This window comes from Vasconcelosia minhoensis LEGE 07310 (assembly GCF_015207255.1).
Taxonomy (GTDB): domain Bacteria; phylum Cyanobacteriota; class Cyanobacteriia; order Phormidesmidales; family Phormidesmidaceae; genus Vasconcelosia; species Vasconcelosia minhoensis.
The window spans coordinates 15,006-31,092 of sequence record NZ_JADEXG010000002.1 but is presented as its reverse complement, the minus strand read 5'-3'; the positions used below and the strand labels follow the sequence as shown (position 1 = coordinate 31,092).

Genomic DNA, 16,087 nt, shown 5'->3' with positions numbered 1-16,087 from the left:
GGGTCCTACATCCCCATAATTTCGTAGCCCGCATCGACGTATAGGATCTGGCCGGTAATGCCGCTAGCCAGGTCGCTGGCTAAGAAAGCAGCGGCATTGCCGACCTCGACCTGAGTGACCGTGCGCCGCAGCGGCGCAACTTCCTCAACGTGATGGATCATATCTAAAATACCGCCGACGGCTGAAGAAGCCAGGGTGCGGATCGGGCCAGCGGAGATGCCGTTGACGCGAATCTTCTGCGGCCCTAGCTCGGCGGCCAGATAGCGGACGTTCATCTCCAGGGCCGCTTTGGCAATGCCCATGACGTTGTAGTTGGGAACTACCCGTGCCCCGCCCAGGTAGGTCAGCGTGATCATGCTGCCGCCTTCTGTCATCAGGGATTTGGCCGCCTGAGCGAGCCGCACTAAGGAATAAGCGCTGATGTCGAGGGCGGTCTGAAAGCCGTCGCGGGAGGTCTCGCTAAAGTCGCCGGTGAGGTCGTCGCGCTTGGCAAAGGCCAGGCAGTGAATCAGAACATCGAGCCGTCCCCACTTCTCTTGCACAGCGGCAAACGTAGCTCTGACCTGCCCCTCGTCCTGCACATTGCAGGGCAGGAATAGGCTGGGACTCAGCGGCTCCGTCAGCTCGCGCACCTTCTTCTCCATCCGCCCCCGCTGGTCGGGCAGGTAGGTGACGCCGATATCGGCTCCGGCAGCGTGCAGCTGCTGAGCGATGCCCCAGGCAATGGAGCGATTATTGGCGATACCGGTGACTAAAGCGTGTTTCCCAGTCAGGTCTAGCATAGGTTTAGATTATCTGGCCCCAGATGAGTCAATCCGATGAGTAAAATAGCGCCTTCCCAGCTTTCAGCATATTATGTAACTGAGGACACAAAAAAAGCGTGCCAAGTCGGGTTTATTGATTTAAAGTCAAGCGCTCATCATAATTGCACAATTTTTTGCTTACCACAAATTCTGAGCCCTCTGTATGGTAGTCACACAGGACAAGCCGCTAGCAACAATGTTTCGGACCCTGTCGGGAGGGTCGTTTCCGCCCGTGGTCGAAGCCTACGATCGCGGTAAAACAATATTTTTCCCCGGAGATCCGGCGGAACGGGTTTACTTTTTGCTCAAGGGTGCCGTCAAGCTATCTCGTGTCTATGAGGCGGGCGAAGAAATTACCGTAGCGCTGCTGCGGGAAAATAGCGTTTTTGGCGTCCTCTCGTTGATTACGGGTCATCGCTCTGACCGGTTCTACCACGCCGTTGCCTTTACGCCGGTAGAGCTGCTGTCGGTACCGATCGATCAGGTCGAACAGGCGCTGGAAGAAAGTCCCGACCTTTCGATGCTGATGCTGCGGGGGCTGTCATCGCGGATTCTGCAAACCGAAATGATGATCGAGACGCTGGCCCATCGGGACATGGGCTCTCGTCTGGTCAGCTTTTTGCTTATTCTCTGCCGCGACTTTGGCGTGCCCGGTCAGAACGGCATCACCGTAGACCTAAAGCTGTCGCACCAGGCGATCGCCGAAGCGATCGGTTCGACCCGCGTCACCGTCACCCGGCTGCTCGGCGACCTGCGCCAGGACGGTATGATTTCAATCCACAAGAAAAAAATCACGGTTCACAACCCGGTCAGCCTGAGCCAGCAGTTCACCTAATCCTGGCAGCGTGCAGTAACCTTGAAACTAAACTGCGTTTAGCTGCTGATGCCGACTGGATACATTTTGATTGTGGCAGTCCTCCTGTTGGGAGGTGTGATCGCGACCGTCGGCGATCGCATTGGTATGCGAGTGGGCAAGGCCCGGCTCACCCTGTTCAATCTTCGTCCCCGCCAGACGGCGACCTTAGTCAGTGTATTTACCGGTAGCGTCGTATCAGCTTCGACATTGGCGCTGCTGCTAGGCGTTAGTAGCGAACTGCGTAAAGGCCTGTTCGAGCTCGACGATATTCAGGAGGATCTGGCTCAGGCCCGAGACGATTTGACCGAGGCTCAGGCGACCAAGGCTGAGATTGAGACCGAGCTAGAAAGCGCTACTGAACGTCAGCAAGAGGCCCAGGCGCGACTGCGGGAGACCAACGAATCGCTGCGGGTTGCGGTGGGGCGGGAAGAGGAAACGACGGCCCGATTGCAAAATACCCAGCAGCAGCTCGCAGGCGTTTCTCAGCAGGCCGAAAACCTGCGCTCTGAAATTGGCGGTCTGCGGTCTGAACGGCAGGCGCTGATCGAGCGCCAAAACCAGATCAGGGCCCAGATTGCCGAACGAGACCGGCAGATTGAGCGGCGCAACCAGGAGCTGACGGAGCGCTCTCAAGAGCTAGCACAGCTCAATCAGGAACTGTTAGAGCGCGATCTCGAAATCGCCGAACGGGAAGACCGACTCAGCCGGCTCCAAACCCAGCAGACGTTTTTAACTCAGGAAATTACGCGGCTAGAGGATGAATTTGAGAGCCTCCGCCAGGGCAATGTCGCCCTCAGCCGCAACCAGACGCTGTGGCTGCGATTGGCCAGTCCCACATCCGAGGAAGAGGCTCGTCAGGCCGTCGATCAGGCGCTGGGTGAGGCCAATCGGGTAGCGATTCAAACGATTCTGCCGGGTACCTCTGAAGTGACGAAGCGGGCGCTGCGGGTTGACCCAGAAGCGGTCGAGCGCGTTGTGGAGCGGATTCAGGATGGCCAGAATTACGTGATTCGAGTCGCCTCGACCGGCAACTATGTGGTCGGCGAACCTTGCGTTCAACTCATAGAAGACCCGCCCTGCATTCAAGTCAGTATTGAGGCGGCCGTGAATCAGGTCCTGTTCCGGCCAGGTGAACGGCTGGCTGGCGTACAGCTCGACTCTTCCCCCACAAATGAACAGCTGATTGAGCGTTTCCGGCTGCTGATCGCAACGGCTCAGTTTCAGGCTCGGCGAGCCGGGGTGATCATTGCCGATCCGCTGGTAGCAGGCGGCCTTACCGAACCTGTAATCCAGTTTCTAGAACGGGTTCAGAATTCTGGTGAAGCGTTAGAGATTCAAGCGATCGCGGCTCAGCCCGTGTTTACAACCGGCCCGATCAACCTGGAGCTAATCGCGGTCCAGGACGGCCAGGTTCTATTTGGGACAGACACCAGGACCAACCCCTCGTTAGACGAGCTGATTCAGCCGCGTCAGAGCCAGGACGATTAGGCTATGCGCATAGCCAGCGACGTCGAACTAAAAGAGGCCTAAGATTAAGAAGTTCAACAAAAGGTTTTCGGATAGTTACTAAATCTAAAAAAACTAAACCAATCTAATGCGGAGTGTTTAGAATAAATTTGGTCGCTATTTATTTGTTAGCTTAATCAAGAACATTTGTGAATTTTTGATAGCTGCGGAAACTTAGCCTGTAAGGCCAATTGGATTGGAGCATTAATGGCTTATGTAGCCCGACAGCAAGTTTTAGCAGAACTATAGGGTTTCCTAAAAGGTTTAACTAGGCTTCTGGCAATGCTCAGCGTTAATGACCCCATCGCTTCTAACTCAATATATTTAGATGTCGCAATTGGTTTCTCATGTTCTTAGCAACCGGTTGGCAGGTTTAGTAAACCAATACGCTACGGAGCCCTTTTATGAAGTTCGAAGATATTTATCAATTCTTTGAAGATCCGCCGCCGATCTATCTCAATAAAGAGCTTGCGGTTTGCTATGTACTTTCGGTGCTGGTGCGACGTGACTCCTATGGCACTGAGCTAATTCAGGCGATTGAGCAAGACTATCCTGACTACCGACTGTCGGATACGGTTTTGTACAGCGCCTTAAAGTTTCTGGAGCATCAGGGCGCGACCATGGGCTATTGGAAAAAGGTCGAAGGCCGAGGTCGCCCGCGGCGAATGTATCGCCTACGTCCTGACTGGCAGACAAAAGCGCGAGAGCTATCGGCGCTTTGGCAAAGCTATATGCTCGGTCAGCTAGCCTCTCAACCCCAATCTAGGCGGATGCTGTCCTCTTGACCGCTGCCCTTTTGACTGCTGGGGCTGCTGCCGACTGTCACCTGGCCGGTATCTGCATGGCTGCAGAAGATTAGAACTGATACTGGATGACTAGGTTCAGAGCAAGTCTAAAGCGGGGCCGGAAACAGCATGACCGGGGTAAAATTGGTTTGTCGGTAGCCGGATTCTTCGTGCTGCCTTTCTGACCTTACCCTACCTGCCGTGGCTCCTCCTGTCCTCTCTTCTACATTGCTGCTCACCGGACTGCTGACGGTCGGGCTAATCTTTTTTATCCGGGCCTCAACCAAAGACCGGATTCAGACCGCTCAGTTCACTTCGCAGCAGACTCCGTCCGATCTGTATCAAACGGTCGCACATCATCTTCAATCTAGAGCCTACCGCCTGAAAGCAGATGCAACGTCTGAGCGAGAGACGGTTACTTTAGTCGGCTTTGTCCGGCCCAGCCTTTTCTTGGCCGTCTTTCTGACCGGATTGGCTGCAATCGGCTGGCTTTGCCTGGCCCTAGTCCTATCAACCCTTTTCTCCGAGTGGAGGGGGTTGTTTTGGGGGCTCTTAGGTCTGTCGCCGCTAGCCGGCCTCTTTTACTGGCGTCGGTCGGCACGACCTGAAGAAATTTCATTTCGGGTCAGCCCAGCCGATGATCTAAGCTCGGCTCAGTCGTCCCTAAAAGTCAAAGGACATCGAGATGAGATTGCCCAGCTACAGGCCGAGCTGCCTCTCATCGAGCAAGCTTAGTCTGTAGCTGGGCTGTCGCTAGTCTGTCTATATGAGTGTTAAAGCACTAGTACCAAAGCACTATCTGCTTGCTCCAACCGCAGCGACTTCTTCTTCGCCTAAGAGGACTCGTAAACTTGGAAAAAGAAAGTGATTTTCTTCCACATACTGAGCGCCAAACAGACCCTTTTCGGCCCAAAAATAGCGGTCGGTGGTATGCTCGTTACGTTTGACTAGCAGCAAGGCCGGCGGATGGATTCCCTCAGAATGAATGTAATTGCGAGCGGCCGTGACCGGTTTTTCATCGCCGCTTTCAATACTGTACTGGGGAACGGCTTCAAGGATGCGGCGTCCCTCCAAGCGACGGCGGCTCTTACGTTTACGTCTTCGTGCCAAGTTATCTACCTCCTGTGTATCCTGCGGATCGCCATTTATGTGTAGTATTAGCTACAAAAAATGTGAACCTGAAAAGTATATCGGTTGTAATTTTGATTTACAACCCTTCTTCAAGAAAACACACAAATTCTGAAATCCTTTTGGCTGAGCTGTTCATCCCGCTTTTGGGATGTCTAAAATGGATTGAGCAGTTCCCCATACTTGACAAAAGTCCAAGTTTCATCGCGAACTAGGTATTCCCCTAGCAGTGTTTTCAGAGGCTATGCATGACAGTAGTCGCCAGTCCAGAATTTATGGCCCTTTGCCAGGCTCAGCTAGCGCTGCTGGCCCAGCGATTTGAGCAGACGACGGCGGCAATCTATTTAGCCCAGCAGTCTTCTGAACAGTCCCAGCCCAACTTTGTTCCCTTTGTCAGCTATCCCGATTCTTTTGAGGCTTGGGCGGCTCCACAGGCAGAATCTAGAACGAGTTCGGTCGCACTCCCCGCCAGTGGGTCCGGACCGACTCAGCCCAAGTCGATGGCCGACGCAAGCGTTCAGCAGGCTGGCTGGAAGTCTAACTCAGGGCAGCATCCAACTGAACGGTTTTCGAGGCTTTCTCGCGATCGCCAATTCGTTGTCCCGCTGGTCTATACCGATGTAGTGGTTGGACTGCTTGTGGCGATTCGTCACGACCGGCAGTGGCGCCCCGAGGAGGAGCAGCTCGTTGAGCAGGCTGCTGAAGCGCTAGCAGCTGGCTGTGTGCTAGAGCGGCGGAATCAGTGGCTCCAGCAGCGGCTCCAACGTCACCGTGATTTCCGCAGCCGCCAGTCTGAGGTATTTCATAATCTGCTGCATCAGTTTCGCAATCCGCTGACGGCGCTAACGACCTTTGGTCGGCTCCTAACCCGACGGCTGAATGAGGAAGACCCCAACTATGGGGTCGCGACTAGCCTATTGCGTGAAAGTCAGCGGCTACGAGAGCTAGCAGCAGACTTCGACGCAACGGTCAGGCTAGGCGATGTCAATCTCAGCGAAGCGGATACCTCAACCTCGTCAGCAGAAGACCTAGCCCATCATCTAGAACTCCCTGCTGCTGAAAGCTCAGCCGGCTCCCCACCGCTACTGCCCATGAAGGGACTGGGCCGGACGCTTAGCCTATCACCGCAGTTTTTACCCCAGGTTTTGGAACCTCTACTGGCGGTAGCACAGATGATGGCAGCCGAAAAGCAGATTACCTTAATGGCTCGAATTTCTGCCGATACGCCCCCAGTGATGGGGGATCCGGAAGCGCTGCAGGAAGTGCTAAACAATTTAATTGACAATGCCCTGAAATATGCTGATTGCGGTGCCTGGGTTTGGGTTCAGACGGGTTTGAGCCAGACTACGGAGGCGGGACATTATCAGGGTGTCGTGATCGGCGACACCGGGCCAGGGATTCCCTCGGGAGATCTCAGCCAGCTGTTTCAGCGCAGCTATCGGGGCGTCCAAGCCCAGGGACGGATCCCAGGAACTGGACTGGGACTGGCTATTGTCAAGGACCTGATGACTCAGATGCAGGGAACGATCGACGTCGTCAGCCCGGTGGTCGGTACCCCCTGGATACCCGAGCGGGTCGAGCGTCAGCTAGCGTTGGATAGGCATCAAAAACAGGGTCCAGGGACCGCCTTTATTCTTTGGCTGCCCGAGTTGACCGCCTAGGCAGTACCGTGCCGCTAGGCAGAGATTCAGGTTTATTGCCCGATGTTCTGACAGAAATTACTTTCCGCAGTAGGTCAAACCAGAAGTTGGCGCCCATAGAAATGGCAATGCCCGTCAGAATCCAGCCCAGCCAGTACCTCGGTAGCAACAGCGGCCAGTTCGCTTCAGCAGCGGCCTGAGCAGTTAAGGTGGCCTGGTTCCGGCCCAAAGGCAAAGGATACTGTTCTAAGGTCTCGCTGACGGCAGCGCCGACGGACTGTAGCTCAATGGAGATACGCTCTGAGATCTCGTCTGTCCCCAGGTCGGCTGCCAGGTCGTCAGCACTGTTAATCCCTCGCGTCTCTAACTGTTCAGCGGCTTGGACAATGCTGCTGCGGACCGCTTGGTCAACGCTGAGCCGATGGACCATATGAAACGTATCGGCATTGATCAGGGCCGCGATCGCAATTCCAATCAATATTCCTACCGCTTTGGCATTGCGACGATATACACCACTCGCCCGGTCCATCGCTCGGTCAAACCAGGCTTCGATTTCCGCTTCCAACTGCTGCAAGCCTGCCTCGGTCGCCACAACTTTGGCCTGGGCTCGCATTGCTAAGGTATCTAGGCTTTCGCGCAGACGATCGGGAAAGACCGTCTGTTGCAACTGCGCCAGCGCTAGCTGGGCGGGGCCACCTTTCTGAGTCGCAATATTCACCACCTCGCGATAGATTATGCTCTGATTGTCGAGCAGCAGCAGCAGCTCTGAAAGGGTGGGTTGAATTCGCTGGCCGCCCTCCCTACCGTCATCGAAGCGGTCTACCAGCTGGGCACGGAGATATTTCACCCGGTTGTGAAAGGTCTGGGTCAGATGAGAATCGGGTAGAGAAAGCAGTGCCATCTGAGTGAATTCATCTAGCTGAGCTGTGAGCCGGTCGAGCGATCGCGCTAGGGTGACCCGCCGTTCTTTGAAGTCGCCCACGATCTGCTCAATGGCCGTCTCTAGATACTGCATTTCGGCATCGAGGATGGTTTCATTGGCTAAGCTAGCCTTCAGATCGCTGACGATCCGGTGAATAGGCCGGCTCAAGCGCTGTTCGATAAACTGCTGGAGCCGTGACTCCGATAGAACATATTGCAAATTTTCCAGCTGGAGTCCTTCCAGCAAACTTGTAGCGAAGGTCTCAGCTGGAATATAGGACGGGCCACTGGTCTTCTGCCCAAAAACATTGTGAGTTCGCGTCAGGAATCGATAGGCGCGGCCAACCCCATGCAGCAATCCCCGAAAAAACCTAGCAATTCGGCCCCGAGCCTCATAGTTGAGGTCACGAATCAGCGGGCTATCGTACAGCTGGTTGGCCAGCTGCCTAGCCGACTGCCAATCCTGCTCGCGGTCACCGGCGAGCAGCTGCTCGATAGACTGTTTGAGATGCTCGGCTCGCCATTGAAGAAGCGTACTGACCAACTCTTGAATTTCGCTGGCAATCAGGCTGAGAATTAGATAGATGAAGATCAGCCCAAGGGCAATTTCCAGGACGACGGGTAGGCTCATGTCGGATGCGGCTTTTCGGCTAGTTTTGTGAGGCGATGGGAGATAGGGCTGGAATTAGGCTACACCGTAGCACCTAACGGTTCGTTCGAATAGGTAAAGGCGCTCTGCTGAAGCCCTGCTAGCGCTGTTCGCCCCTCTAAACATTTCTCAACTGACAAAATGAAGATTGGAAACCGAGAATTTGAAGCGGTAAAGAACGATTTCTTTAGGCAGAGACACCCAAATCAAACCCCCGCGATGAAAATTTCATCGCGGGGGTTAAGTGCTTAAGTTTGAATAGCAGTGGAGCAGATTGGTGCTACTCTTCCTCATCGAACTCTGAATCGTCAGAATCAAGCTGCTTCAGCCGAATATGCTTGCGCCCTAGGGAAATCTCAAACTCATCTCCGGGTTTTAGCCCCATTTGCTTGGTATAGGCGGAACCAATGAGCAGGTTGCCGTTGGACTGTACCGTAATTCGATAGCTAGCGCTGCGGCCACCGCGACCATTGCTGCTTTGGGTACTATCGAGCTGAATGCCCTCAGCGTCAATCAGAGCATTCAGAAACTTCATCATATTGACTCGCACAACGCCAGCTTTGGTTAGCGTATAGTAGCCACAGGCCTTGGCCTTTTCCTCTTTGGAGAGATGCTCCAGCTCTTTGACTTTCTTGAGCAGCGCTTTTCCTGTTAGCACGTCTGTCTTTAGATCTTTAGCCATTCACTCAGTTCTCTGCTTTTCCTAGATATGCCTGAACTTGGGGTTGCTATGCCATGGACATGAGACAAAGGACCGGGAACAAAATATTGTTAAACGCTTTGTCGTCTTGAACCACCCCTTCTAGCATAAACAATTTCATGCAAAATGATACTACATCTAACTGCTTTTTGCATTTTTATAAAATCTTTTCTAATTCATCCTATTTTTTCAGCGCAAGCCAATATTTGATAGGCAGAAGAATGGCGTTGCTAACGATGCCTACTCATCCTGCTAGCTAATAGGATGAGCCAACCCCGTGAAGCAAATTGATAGGATAATAATTGATGAGATGATGTAAGGCTTAAGCGCAGGCTCATTAACTGTCAAACGCGCCACTCCGACTGCCTCCCGATGAAGCTGACTACCCGCGGCCATTACAGCGTAAAAGCCTTGCTAGACCTAAGCTTGCAGCCTGCTCCAGGGCTGGCCTCAGTCAGCGCGATCGCCGATCGTCAGGCGCTACCCGCCGCCTACCTAGAAAAGCTGCTAATTGAGCTGCGGCGCGCCGGCCTGGTTGAAGCGGTGCGCGGGGCTCACGGGGGGTATCGACTGGCTCGACCCGCGGCTGAAATTTCGCTGGGCCAAATCTTAGCCGCCGTGGGCGAGACCGTGCAGCCCTTGGGCGACTATCAGGCGGCTAACCAGGCCGAAGACTGGGTGACCTTTAGCCTGTGGCAGCGCCTGCATCAGAAACTCAAAGAAGCGCTCTACAGCATTTCGCTGGAAGATCTATACTTTGACGCCCGCAGCTGGCAGGCCGCACAGGGGGAAGATGCCAGCTTCATTGTATGACCCCTCCACTGGCTATTCCGGGTGGTGACTGAGACGCCTGTGGCATCAGCGCTCGTTTTGGGTGCGGCAGCTCTGCTGGACTATAGCCTCGGCGACCCCCAGGACTGGCTGCATCCGGTCCAGATCATGGGAGCCGTTATCCAGGCCTATACCCAGCCGCTGCTCAAAGGTCAGAACAGGCTCGTACCGCGCTGGCGGATGCGACTGGCGGGCATTGGCTTAGGGCTCATACTGGTCGGGGGGACAGGGCTGCTGAGCTGGGGTATTCTCACAGCCTTGAATCGCGACGGGCTGACTTTACTCAGTCAGGGGCTGGCGATCGTCTGGCTGGCCAGCTGCTTTGCCGGACGCAGCCTCAGGCAGGCGGCGGTGACCGTTCTAACGCCGCTTAGCCAGGGACAGCTGGCCTCAGCGCGGCAGCAGCTGCGGGGCTACGTGGGCCGAGATACCGATGCGCTTTCAGCAACAGAAATGCTACGGGCGGTGATGGAAACCGTCAGTGAAAACGCAACGGACGGCGTCATGGCGCCGCTGTTCTATGCCATTTTGGGAGCGCTGCTGGGCCTGGGGCCGGTGCCGCTGGCCCTAGCTTATAAAGCCGCTAGCACCCTTGATTCGATGGTGGGCTACCGCGAGCCGCCCTATACCGACCTGGGCTGGTTCAGCGCCCGGCTGGAGGATGGCCTTACCTGGCTGCCCTGTCGGCTCACCGTGCTGACGATCGCACTGCTTTCTGGCCGACCGGGTCGGGTGATGCAGCGCTGTCGCCGAGATGCGCCTCAGGATCCGAGCCCCAATGCCGGTTGGAGCGAGTGCGCCTACGCCGCCGCGCTGGGGGTACAGCTGGGCGGCGTCAACTACTATCGCGGTCAGGTTAAGGACAAGCCAGCGCTGGGCGATCCCGACCGGCCCATCACCCCTGAGGTCGTTCACCAGGCGCTGCGGCTGACTCGGTACAGCTTTTTGCTTTGGCTCAGCCTGGCCCTGGGAGGGCTAATCGCGCTGCCCCCATCCGCTATGCTGTAATTTTCCAGCTCTGGCCATGACTGCTAAAGTTGTCGAAATTCTATCGGCTGAAGAGATCCGTCGGACGATCAACCGACTCGCTTCAGAGATTGTCGAGCGCACTGGCGATCTGAGCAGCCTGGTGCTGCTGGGCATCCATACTCGCGGCGTTCCCCTGGCCCACAGCCTAGCGGACTATATTCAGCGGCTAGAGCAGGTGGAAGTGCCGGTGGGCGCAATTGACATTACGTTTTATCGGGATGACCTCGACCAAATTGGCATGAGAACCCCGGCCAAGACCGTCATTCCACCCGGCGGGCTAGCGGCCAAAACCGTCGTCCTAGTTGACGACGTCATCTACAGCGGCAGAACGATTCGAGCCGCCCTCAACGCGGTCAACGACTATGGCCGACCAGAACTGATTCGGCTGGCGGTGCTGATTGACCGGGGACATCGGCAGCTGCCGATCCATCCCGATTTTGTCGGGAAACAGCTGCCGACCGCGAAGGAAGAAACCGTCAAGGTGTTTTTACAGGCCACCGATAGTAGGGATGCGATTGAGCTGGTCAGCCCCTACTGATGTGCTTGAAGTGCGATACCGAACTCGGTTTTACTAAAGAGAAGTCTATTTCGCTGTATTCCAGTGAAATTTCTGTATTTCATGCCCCCTATTGAGAGGCCAGCGGTTTTGACACAGTCCCCTCCCAGCGCCGAAACTCAAGGACGCAAGGCCGACCACCTGCGCATCTGCCTAGAGCAGAACGTGCAGAGCCAGCTGACAAACGGCCTGGAGCGCTATCGGTTTACCCACTGCTGCCTGCCCGAGCTCGACCGCGACCAGATTGACCTCAGCACGACGTTTCTAGGTAAGGCACTCGCAGCCCCACTGCTGATTTCCTCGATGACCGGCGGCACCGAGCAAGCCCGCCTGATCAACCAGCGGCTGGCGCAGACGGCACAGCGGTACGGCCTGGCGATGGGGGTCGGGTCGCAGCGGGTGGCAGTGGAAAATCCAGACCTGAGCCCGACCTTTGCGGTTCGGTCCTGCGCGCCGGATATTCTCCTGCTGGCCAATCTCGGCGCGGTGCAGCTGAACTATCGCTATGGCCAAGCCCAGTGCCAGCGAATCGTAGACTGGCTGGAGGCCGATGCCCTGATCCTGCACCTGAACCCGCTGCAGGAATGCGTGCAGGCGAGTGGCGACACGCAGTTTAAGGGCCTGCTGCAAAAAATCGAGCAGCTCTGCCGCGCCTTGCCGGTGCCTGTGATCGCTAAGGAGGTGGGCAACGGCATCTCGGCGTCGATGGCGCAGCGGCTCATCGACGCGGGTATCTCGGCGCTGGATGTGGCCGGGGCGGGAGGCACCTCCTGGGCCAGGGTAGAAAGCGAGCGCGCCCCGGACGAAAAGCAGCGGCGGCTGGGCAATACCTTTGCTGACTGGGGCATTCCGACGGCAGACTGTATTACAGAAGTGCGCGCGATCGCGCCTCACATTCCCCTGATTGCCTCCGGCGGCCTGCGCGACGGCCTAGAAATCGCCAAAACCTTGGCTCTGGGCGCTGACCTGGCCGGTCTGGCAATGCCCTTCTTACGGGCGGCCAGCGAATCCGAAGCTGCCCTGGCCGCCCTGACCGACGTACTGATAGCCGAAATGGTTACCGTCCTTTTCTGCACCGGCACGGCCAATTTGCGAGAACTGCGCGACAGTCAGGTCTTACAGCGAATACCATAGGAACAGATGAGCTTGTGACAATGCGTCGGCTGGCAGCCGAGGTGGGGACTATGCGTGATTTTCTAAAATATGCGGCAGCGAGCGCCCTGGGGACGCTGATTGGCCTATTTACCCTGGTCGTGCTGCTGGGAATGGGAGCGGTGGGGCTGGTGAGTGTGCTGATTGCGACCAGCAGTTCGGAAGCAGAGCCAGAACTCGCTGAGAAATCAATCCTGGTCTTCGATCTTTCGACTAACATTACTGACAGCGTCCCCTACGACGGGGCTGGGGCGCTGTTTGAAGGGGCTTTGGGCGGCGGCGACTACCGCTCGGTCTCGCTGTACTCGGTCTTGCAAGCGCTAGCGGCGGCGGCTGAAGATGACAACGTCGTCGGCCTCTATCTGACCGGCCATACCGACGAAGGCTTTGCCACGCTACAGGAGGTGCGGCAGGCCCTGACTAGCTTTAAGGAATCGGGCAAGCCGATCTGGGCCTACGAAACCGACCTCAACGAACGGGACTACTACCTCACCTCAGCGGCCGATACGCTGGTGCTCAACCCGGCTGGAATTATTGAGGTAAACGGCTTCCGCGCCGAAATTCAGTTTCTAGCAAACGCGCTGAAAAAGTACGGCATTGGGGTTCAGGTGCTGCGGGTGGGGCGGTTCAAGTCAGCTGTAGAGCCCTTCATTCGAACGGAAAGTAGTCCGGAAGAGCGGCAGCAGACCCAGGATCTGCTGAGCGGCCTCTGGCAAAATTTTCTCCAAACCGTGTCTGCCGACCGCGAACTGACGGCGCAGCAGCTCCAGCAGATTGCCGATGCGGGCGGCCTGGTTGAAGCAGAGCAGGCTCAGGCCGCCGGGCTGGTCGATCGGGTGGCTTTCTACGACGAAGTCCTGGCTGAGCTGCAAGACCTGACCGAGGCCCGCGATGAAGATGATTTTCCCCAAACGACGCTCTATGCCTATAGCCGTCTAGTGAATGAGCGTAGCTCCGGTGGCGGCGGTGATGAGATCGCGATCGTCTACGCTGAGGGCAATATTATCAGCGGTGAAGGGGGCGTCAGCGACGTGATTACTGACCAGGGGCTGACCGAAACGCTGCGTCGAATGCGTCGAGACGATGACGTAGGGGCGGTGGTACTGCGGGTTAACAGCCCCGGCGGCAGCGCTCTGGCGTCTGAAATTATTGCCCACGAGGTCGAGCTGCTAGCTCAGGAAAAGCCCGTCGTGATTTCGATGGGGGATTTTGCCGCCTCTGGCGGCTATATGATTTCGGCCCCAGGAACCATAATCCTGGCAGAGCCGACGACGATTACCGGCTCGATTGGGGTCTTCGGCCTGTTGCTCAATATTAAGGAGATTGCCAACCGCAATGGCATTACCTGGGATGTGATCAAAACGGCCCAGTTCGCTGATATTGATACCATTGCTCGGCCCCAGTCTGAAGCCGAGCTGAAGATCCAGCAGGACTATGTCAACAGCCTCTATGACCGCTTCGTAACGCTGGTGGCTGAAGGCCGTGACGTGACTAAAGAGCGGGTCAACCAGGTGGCCCAGGGCCGAGTTTGGACCGGCATGGATGCCGTACAGGCCGACCTGGTCGATCAGCTGGGCGGATTGGGAGACGCGATCGCGGTTGCCGCGGAAGCGGCTGAGCTAGAAGACTGGCAGGTTGAAGAATATCCCAGACCGCTTTCGCTAGAGGAACAGATTTTCGGCCGCCTGTTTAACAGCGAAATCACGTCCCGACTGCCCTGGAAGCAGGACCCGCTGACGGACGAAATTATCGAGCTGCGCCAGAATCTCCAGGTGCTCGAGCAGCTCAACGACCCCAACCATGCCTATACGCGACTACCGTTTACGACGGAGATTGAGTAATCTGAGTATGCAGAACCGCTAGATAGGCTTGAACGGCTTTCGCCATGCCCATTTCCAAGGCGTCTGCGGTCAGGGCATGGCCAATTGAAACTTCTAAAATATGGGGAATGGTACAGAACTGAGGCAGATTTTCTAGATTCAGGTCGTGGCCGCCGTTGACGCCGAGTCCAATCGATTGGGCCATTTTGGCGGCGGCGGCATACCGCTCTAGGCTAGCCGCCGCTTTTCCCTGGCGATAGGCAGTGGCATAGGGCTCGGTGTAGAGCTCTATCCGGGTCTCCATCGGCGCTGTTGCACCCATGCAGCCCAGATCTTTGAGCCGGGCAATCTGAGCTGGGTCGGGATCCATAAACAAACTAACCCGACAGCCCAGCGCCTGGAGTTCCTGAATAATTGGCTTTAGCCGTTCTCCATCCTGGCGAATGTTCCAGCCGTGGTCTGAGGTGGACTGACCGGGCGCATCCGGCACCAGAGTCGCCTGAGCGGGTTTGACCTGGCGGACAATGTCCATCCAGGGAGATTCCAGCGGGTTGCCCTCAATGTTGAACTCAATCGCGTGAAAATCCGTCAGCAGCTCAGCCAGCGCGTAGACATCCGCGCGGCGAATATGGCGTTCATCCGGCCGGGGATGGACGGTAATGCCGTGGGCTCCCGCCTCTATACAGACCTGAGCCATGCGGGTAACGCTGGGAATATCTAGAGGCCGGGCATTGCGTAGCAGTGCGACCTTATTGAGATTGACGCTGAGATGGGTCATGCAGACGAACAAAATTCACATACCGTTTCAGCCTACCAGCAGCTCACCCCGCAGCGTCGTCACCGCCTGACCGCTGATGAAAACGCGATCGCCCTCGCAGCGCAGCTGCAAAACGCCGCCCCGGGCAGAAATCTGGTGGGCGACCAGTTCGGACTTACCGAGCTTTTCCTGCCAGTAGGGTGCTAATACTGTGTGGGTGGACCCGGTAACCGGGTCTTCGTTGATCCCGACCGCCGGAGCAAAATAGCGTGAGACAAAATCGACTGACTCGGCCTCGGCTGGAGCCGTCGCGATGACGCCCTGGACCGGCAGGGCTGCGACCTTAGCAAAATCAGGTTTTAGCTTTTGAACTACCGCTTCGGACTGGAGCTCAATTAGGTAGTGAGACTCATCTTTTGCGACATAGCGAATGTTGCCGCCGCAGCAAAGCGCCCCGATTAGCTGCGGCGTCACGTGGGTGGCGTGAACTGACTGAGCTGGAAAATTGAGCTCAATCCAATCGCCCTGACGCCGGGCGGTCAGCAGACCGCTGCGGGTGTGAAACCGAGCCTCCTGGTCGGCAGCCAGATGGCCGTCGCTCCAGAGCACGTGGGCACTGGCCAGGGTGGCATGGCCACAGAGGTCAACCTCTGCCGCTGGAGTAAACCAACGCAGGCTATAGCCGTCTTCGAGTGGATAGAGAAAGGCCGTTTCTGACAGGTTCATCTCCATCGCAATGGCCTGCATCAGCCCGTCGTCGAGCGGCTGTGCCACCACGCAGACCGCCGCTGGATTGCCCTCAAACGGTTGGGCCGCAAATGCGTCCACCTGAACTATGGTTAATCCCAACTGATCCTAAGCCCCCCTAAGCCTCAAACCAAAACTCAATTTCTGATGTCGCCTGCTCAAACCGGGCCGAATGCACGACCTGCGCCGGCACGTGATACCAATCAT

At 56.4% G+C, this 16,087-nt stretch carries 16 protein-coding genes; 10 read left to right on the top strand and 6 right to left on the bottom strand.

Annotation, left to right across the window (positions count from 1 at the left end; all coding sequences use genetic code 11):
* Positions 1 to 5: 5 nt before the first annotated feature.
* Positions 6 to 782, bottom strand: coding sequence for an enoyl-ACP reductase FabI (gene fabI / locus IQ241_RS01160; RefSeq protein ID WP_193904583.1), 777 nt, complete (start codon positions 780 to 782; stop codon positions 6 to 8).
* Between the two features lie 184 nt (positions 783 to 966).
* On the opposite strand from fabI, the gene ntcA reads away from it, so the two are divergent.
* From ntcA to IQ241_RS01140, 4 genes are all read left to right on the top strand, one after another.
* Positions 967 to 1,638 carry a global nitrogen regulator NtcA gene (gene ntcA, locus IQ241_RS01155; RefSeq protein WP_193904582.1) on the top strand — a complete coding sequence of 224 codons (672 nt, stop codon included), beginning with the start codon at positions 967 to 969 and terminating at the stop codon, positions 1,636 to 1,638.
* 48 nt (positions 1,639 to 1,686) lie between these two features.
* Positions 1,687 to 3,147 carry a DUF3084 domain-containing protein gene (locus tag IQ241_RS01150; RefSeq protein WP_193904581.1) on the top strand — a complete coding sequence of 487 codons (1,461 nt, stop codon included), beginning with the start codon at positions 1,687 to 1,689 and terminating at the stop codon, positions 3,145 to 3,147.
* A gap of 422 nt (positions 3,148 to 3,569) precedes the next feature.
* Positions 3,570 to 3,950: a PadR family transcriptional regulator gene (locus tag IQ241_RS01145; protein WP_193904580.1), complete on the top strand. Its 381-nt coding sequence runs from the start codon at positions 3,570 to 3,572 to the stop codon at positions 3,948 to 3,950.
* Positions 3,951 to 4,151: 201 nt separating this feature from the next.
* Complete coding sequence (locus IQ241_RS01140; protein ID WP_193904579.1) at positions 4,152 to 4,685, top strand: cofactor assembly of complex C subunit B; 534 nt, start codon at positions 4,152 to 4,154, stop codon at positions 4,683 to 4,685.
* Positions 4,686 to 4,745: 60 nt separating this feature from the next.
* Here the strand turns inward: IQ241_RS01140 and IQ241_RS01135 are convergent, their stop codons facing one another.
* Positions 4,746 to 5,060 carry a DUF3155 domain-containing protein gene (locus IQ241_RS01135; RefSeq protein ID WP_193904578.1) on the bottom strand — a complete coding sequence of 105 codons (315 nt, stop codon included), beginning with the start codon at positions 5,058 to 5,060 and terminating at the stop codon, positions 4,746 to 4,748.
* A gap of 266 nt (positions 5,061 to 5,326) precedes the next feature.
* Here IQ241_RS01135 and IQ241_RS01130 point away from each other — a divergent pair, with 266 nt between their 5' ends.
* A complete protein-coding gene (locus IQ241_RS01130) occupies positions 5,327 to 6,739 on the top strand; it encodes a sensor histidine kinase (protein ID WP_193904577.1) in 1,413 nt (470 codons plus the stop codon).
* On the opposite strand, the gene IQ241_RS01125 is transcribed toward IQ241_RS01130, so the two are convergent.
* Together IQ241_RS01125 and IQ241_RS01120 are read right to left on the bottom strand one after the other, a co-directional pair.
* Positions 6,708 to 8,270, bottom strand: a complete 1,563-nt coding sequence (locus tag IQ241_RS01125) for a hypothetical protein (protein ID WP_193904576.1) — start codon at positions 8,268 to 8,270, stop codon at positions 6,708 to 6,710. The genes IQ241_RS01130 and IQ241_RS01125 overlap by 32 nt on opposite strands.
* A gap of 298 nt (positions 8,271 to 8,568) precedes the next feature.
* Positions 8,569 to 8,970, bottom strand: a complete 402-nt coding sequence (locus IQ241_RS01120) for an AbrB family transcriptional regulator (protein WP_193904575.1) — start codon at positions 8,968 to 8,970, stop codon at positions 8,569 to 8,571.
* Between the two features lie 390 nt (positions 8,971 to 9,360).
* Here IQ241_RS01120 and IQ241_RS01115 point away from each other — a divergent pair, with 390 nt between their 5' ends.
* The 5 genes from IQ241_RS01115 (at position 9,361) to sppA (ending at position 14,397) form a co-directional block, all read left to right on the top strand.
* Complete coding sequence (locus IQ241_RS01115; protein WP_193904574.1) at positions 9,361 to 9,801, top strand: Rrf2 family transcriptional regulator; 441 nt, start codon at positions 9,361 to 9,363, stop codon at positions 9,799 to 9,801.
* A 39-nt stretch (positions 9,802 to 9,840) separates the two neighbouring features.
* Positions 9,841 to 10,827: an adenosylcobinamide-phosphate synthase CbiB gene (cbiB, locus tag IQ241_RS01110; protein WP_193904573.1), complete on the top strand. Its 987-nt coding sequence runs from the start codon at positions 9,841 to 9,843 to the stop codon at positions 10,825 to 10,827.
* 16 nt (positions 10,828 to 10,843) lie between these two features.
* Complete coding sequence (pyrR, locus tag IQ241_RS01105; protein ID WP_193904572.1) at positions 10,844 to 11,386, top strand: bifunctional pyr operon transcriptional regulator/uracil phosphoribosyltransferase PyrR; 543 nt, start codon at positions 10,844 to 10,846, stop codon at positions 11,384 to 11,386.
* A 108-nt stretch (positions 11,387 to 11,494) separates the two neighbouring features.
* Complete coding sequence (fni, locus tag IQ241_RS01100; protein ID WP_322743532.1) at positions 11,495 to 12,538, top strand: type 2 isopentenyl-diphosphate Delta-isomerase; 1,044 nt, start codon at positions 11,495 to 11,497, stop codon at positions 12,536 to 12,538.
* A gap of 50 nt (positions 12,539 to 12,588) precedes the next feature.
* Positions 12,589 to 14,397 carry a signal peptide peptidase SppA gene (sppA, locus tag IQ241_RS01095; protein WP_193904570.1) on the top strand — a complete coding sequence of 603 codons (1,809 nt, stop codon included), beginning with the start codon at positions 12,589 to 12,591 and terminating at the stop codon, positions 14,395 to 14,397.
* Here the strand turns inward: sppA and IQ241_RS01090 are convergent.
* Positions 14,378 to 15,154 carry a pyridoxine 5'-phosphate synthase gene (locus IQ241_RS01090; RefSeq protein WP_193904569.1) on the bottom strand — a complete coding sequence of 259 codons (777 nt, stop codon included), beginning with the start codon at positions 15,152 to 15,154 and terminating at the stop codon, positions 14,378 to 14,380. The genes sppA and IQ241_RS01090 overlap by 20 nt on opposite strands.
* A 27-nt stretch (positions 15,155 to 15,181) precedes the next feature.
* The gene (locus IQ241_RS01085; RefSeq protein WP_193904568.1) at positions 15,182 to 15,982 is read right to left on the bottom strand and encodes a PhzF family phenazine biosynthesis protein; all 801 of its coding nucleotides are present in this window, start codon (positions 15,980 to 15,982) and stop codon (positions 15,182 to 15,184) included.
* Between the last annotated feature and the right edge of the window lie 105 nt (positions 15,983 to 16,087).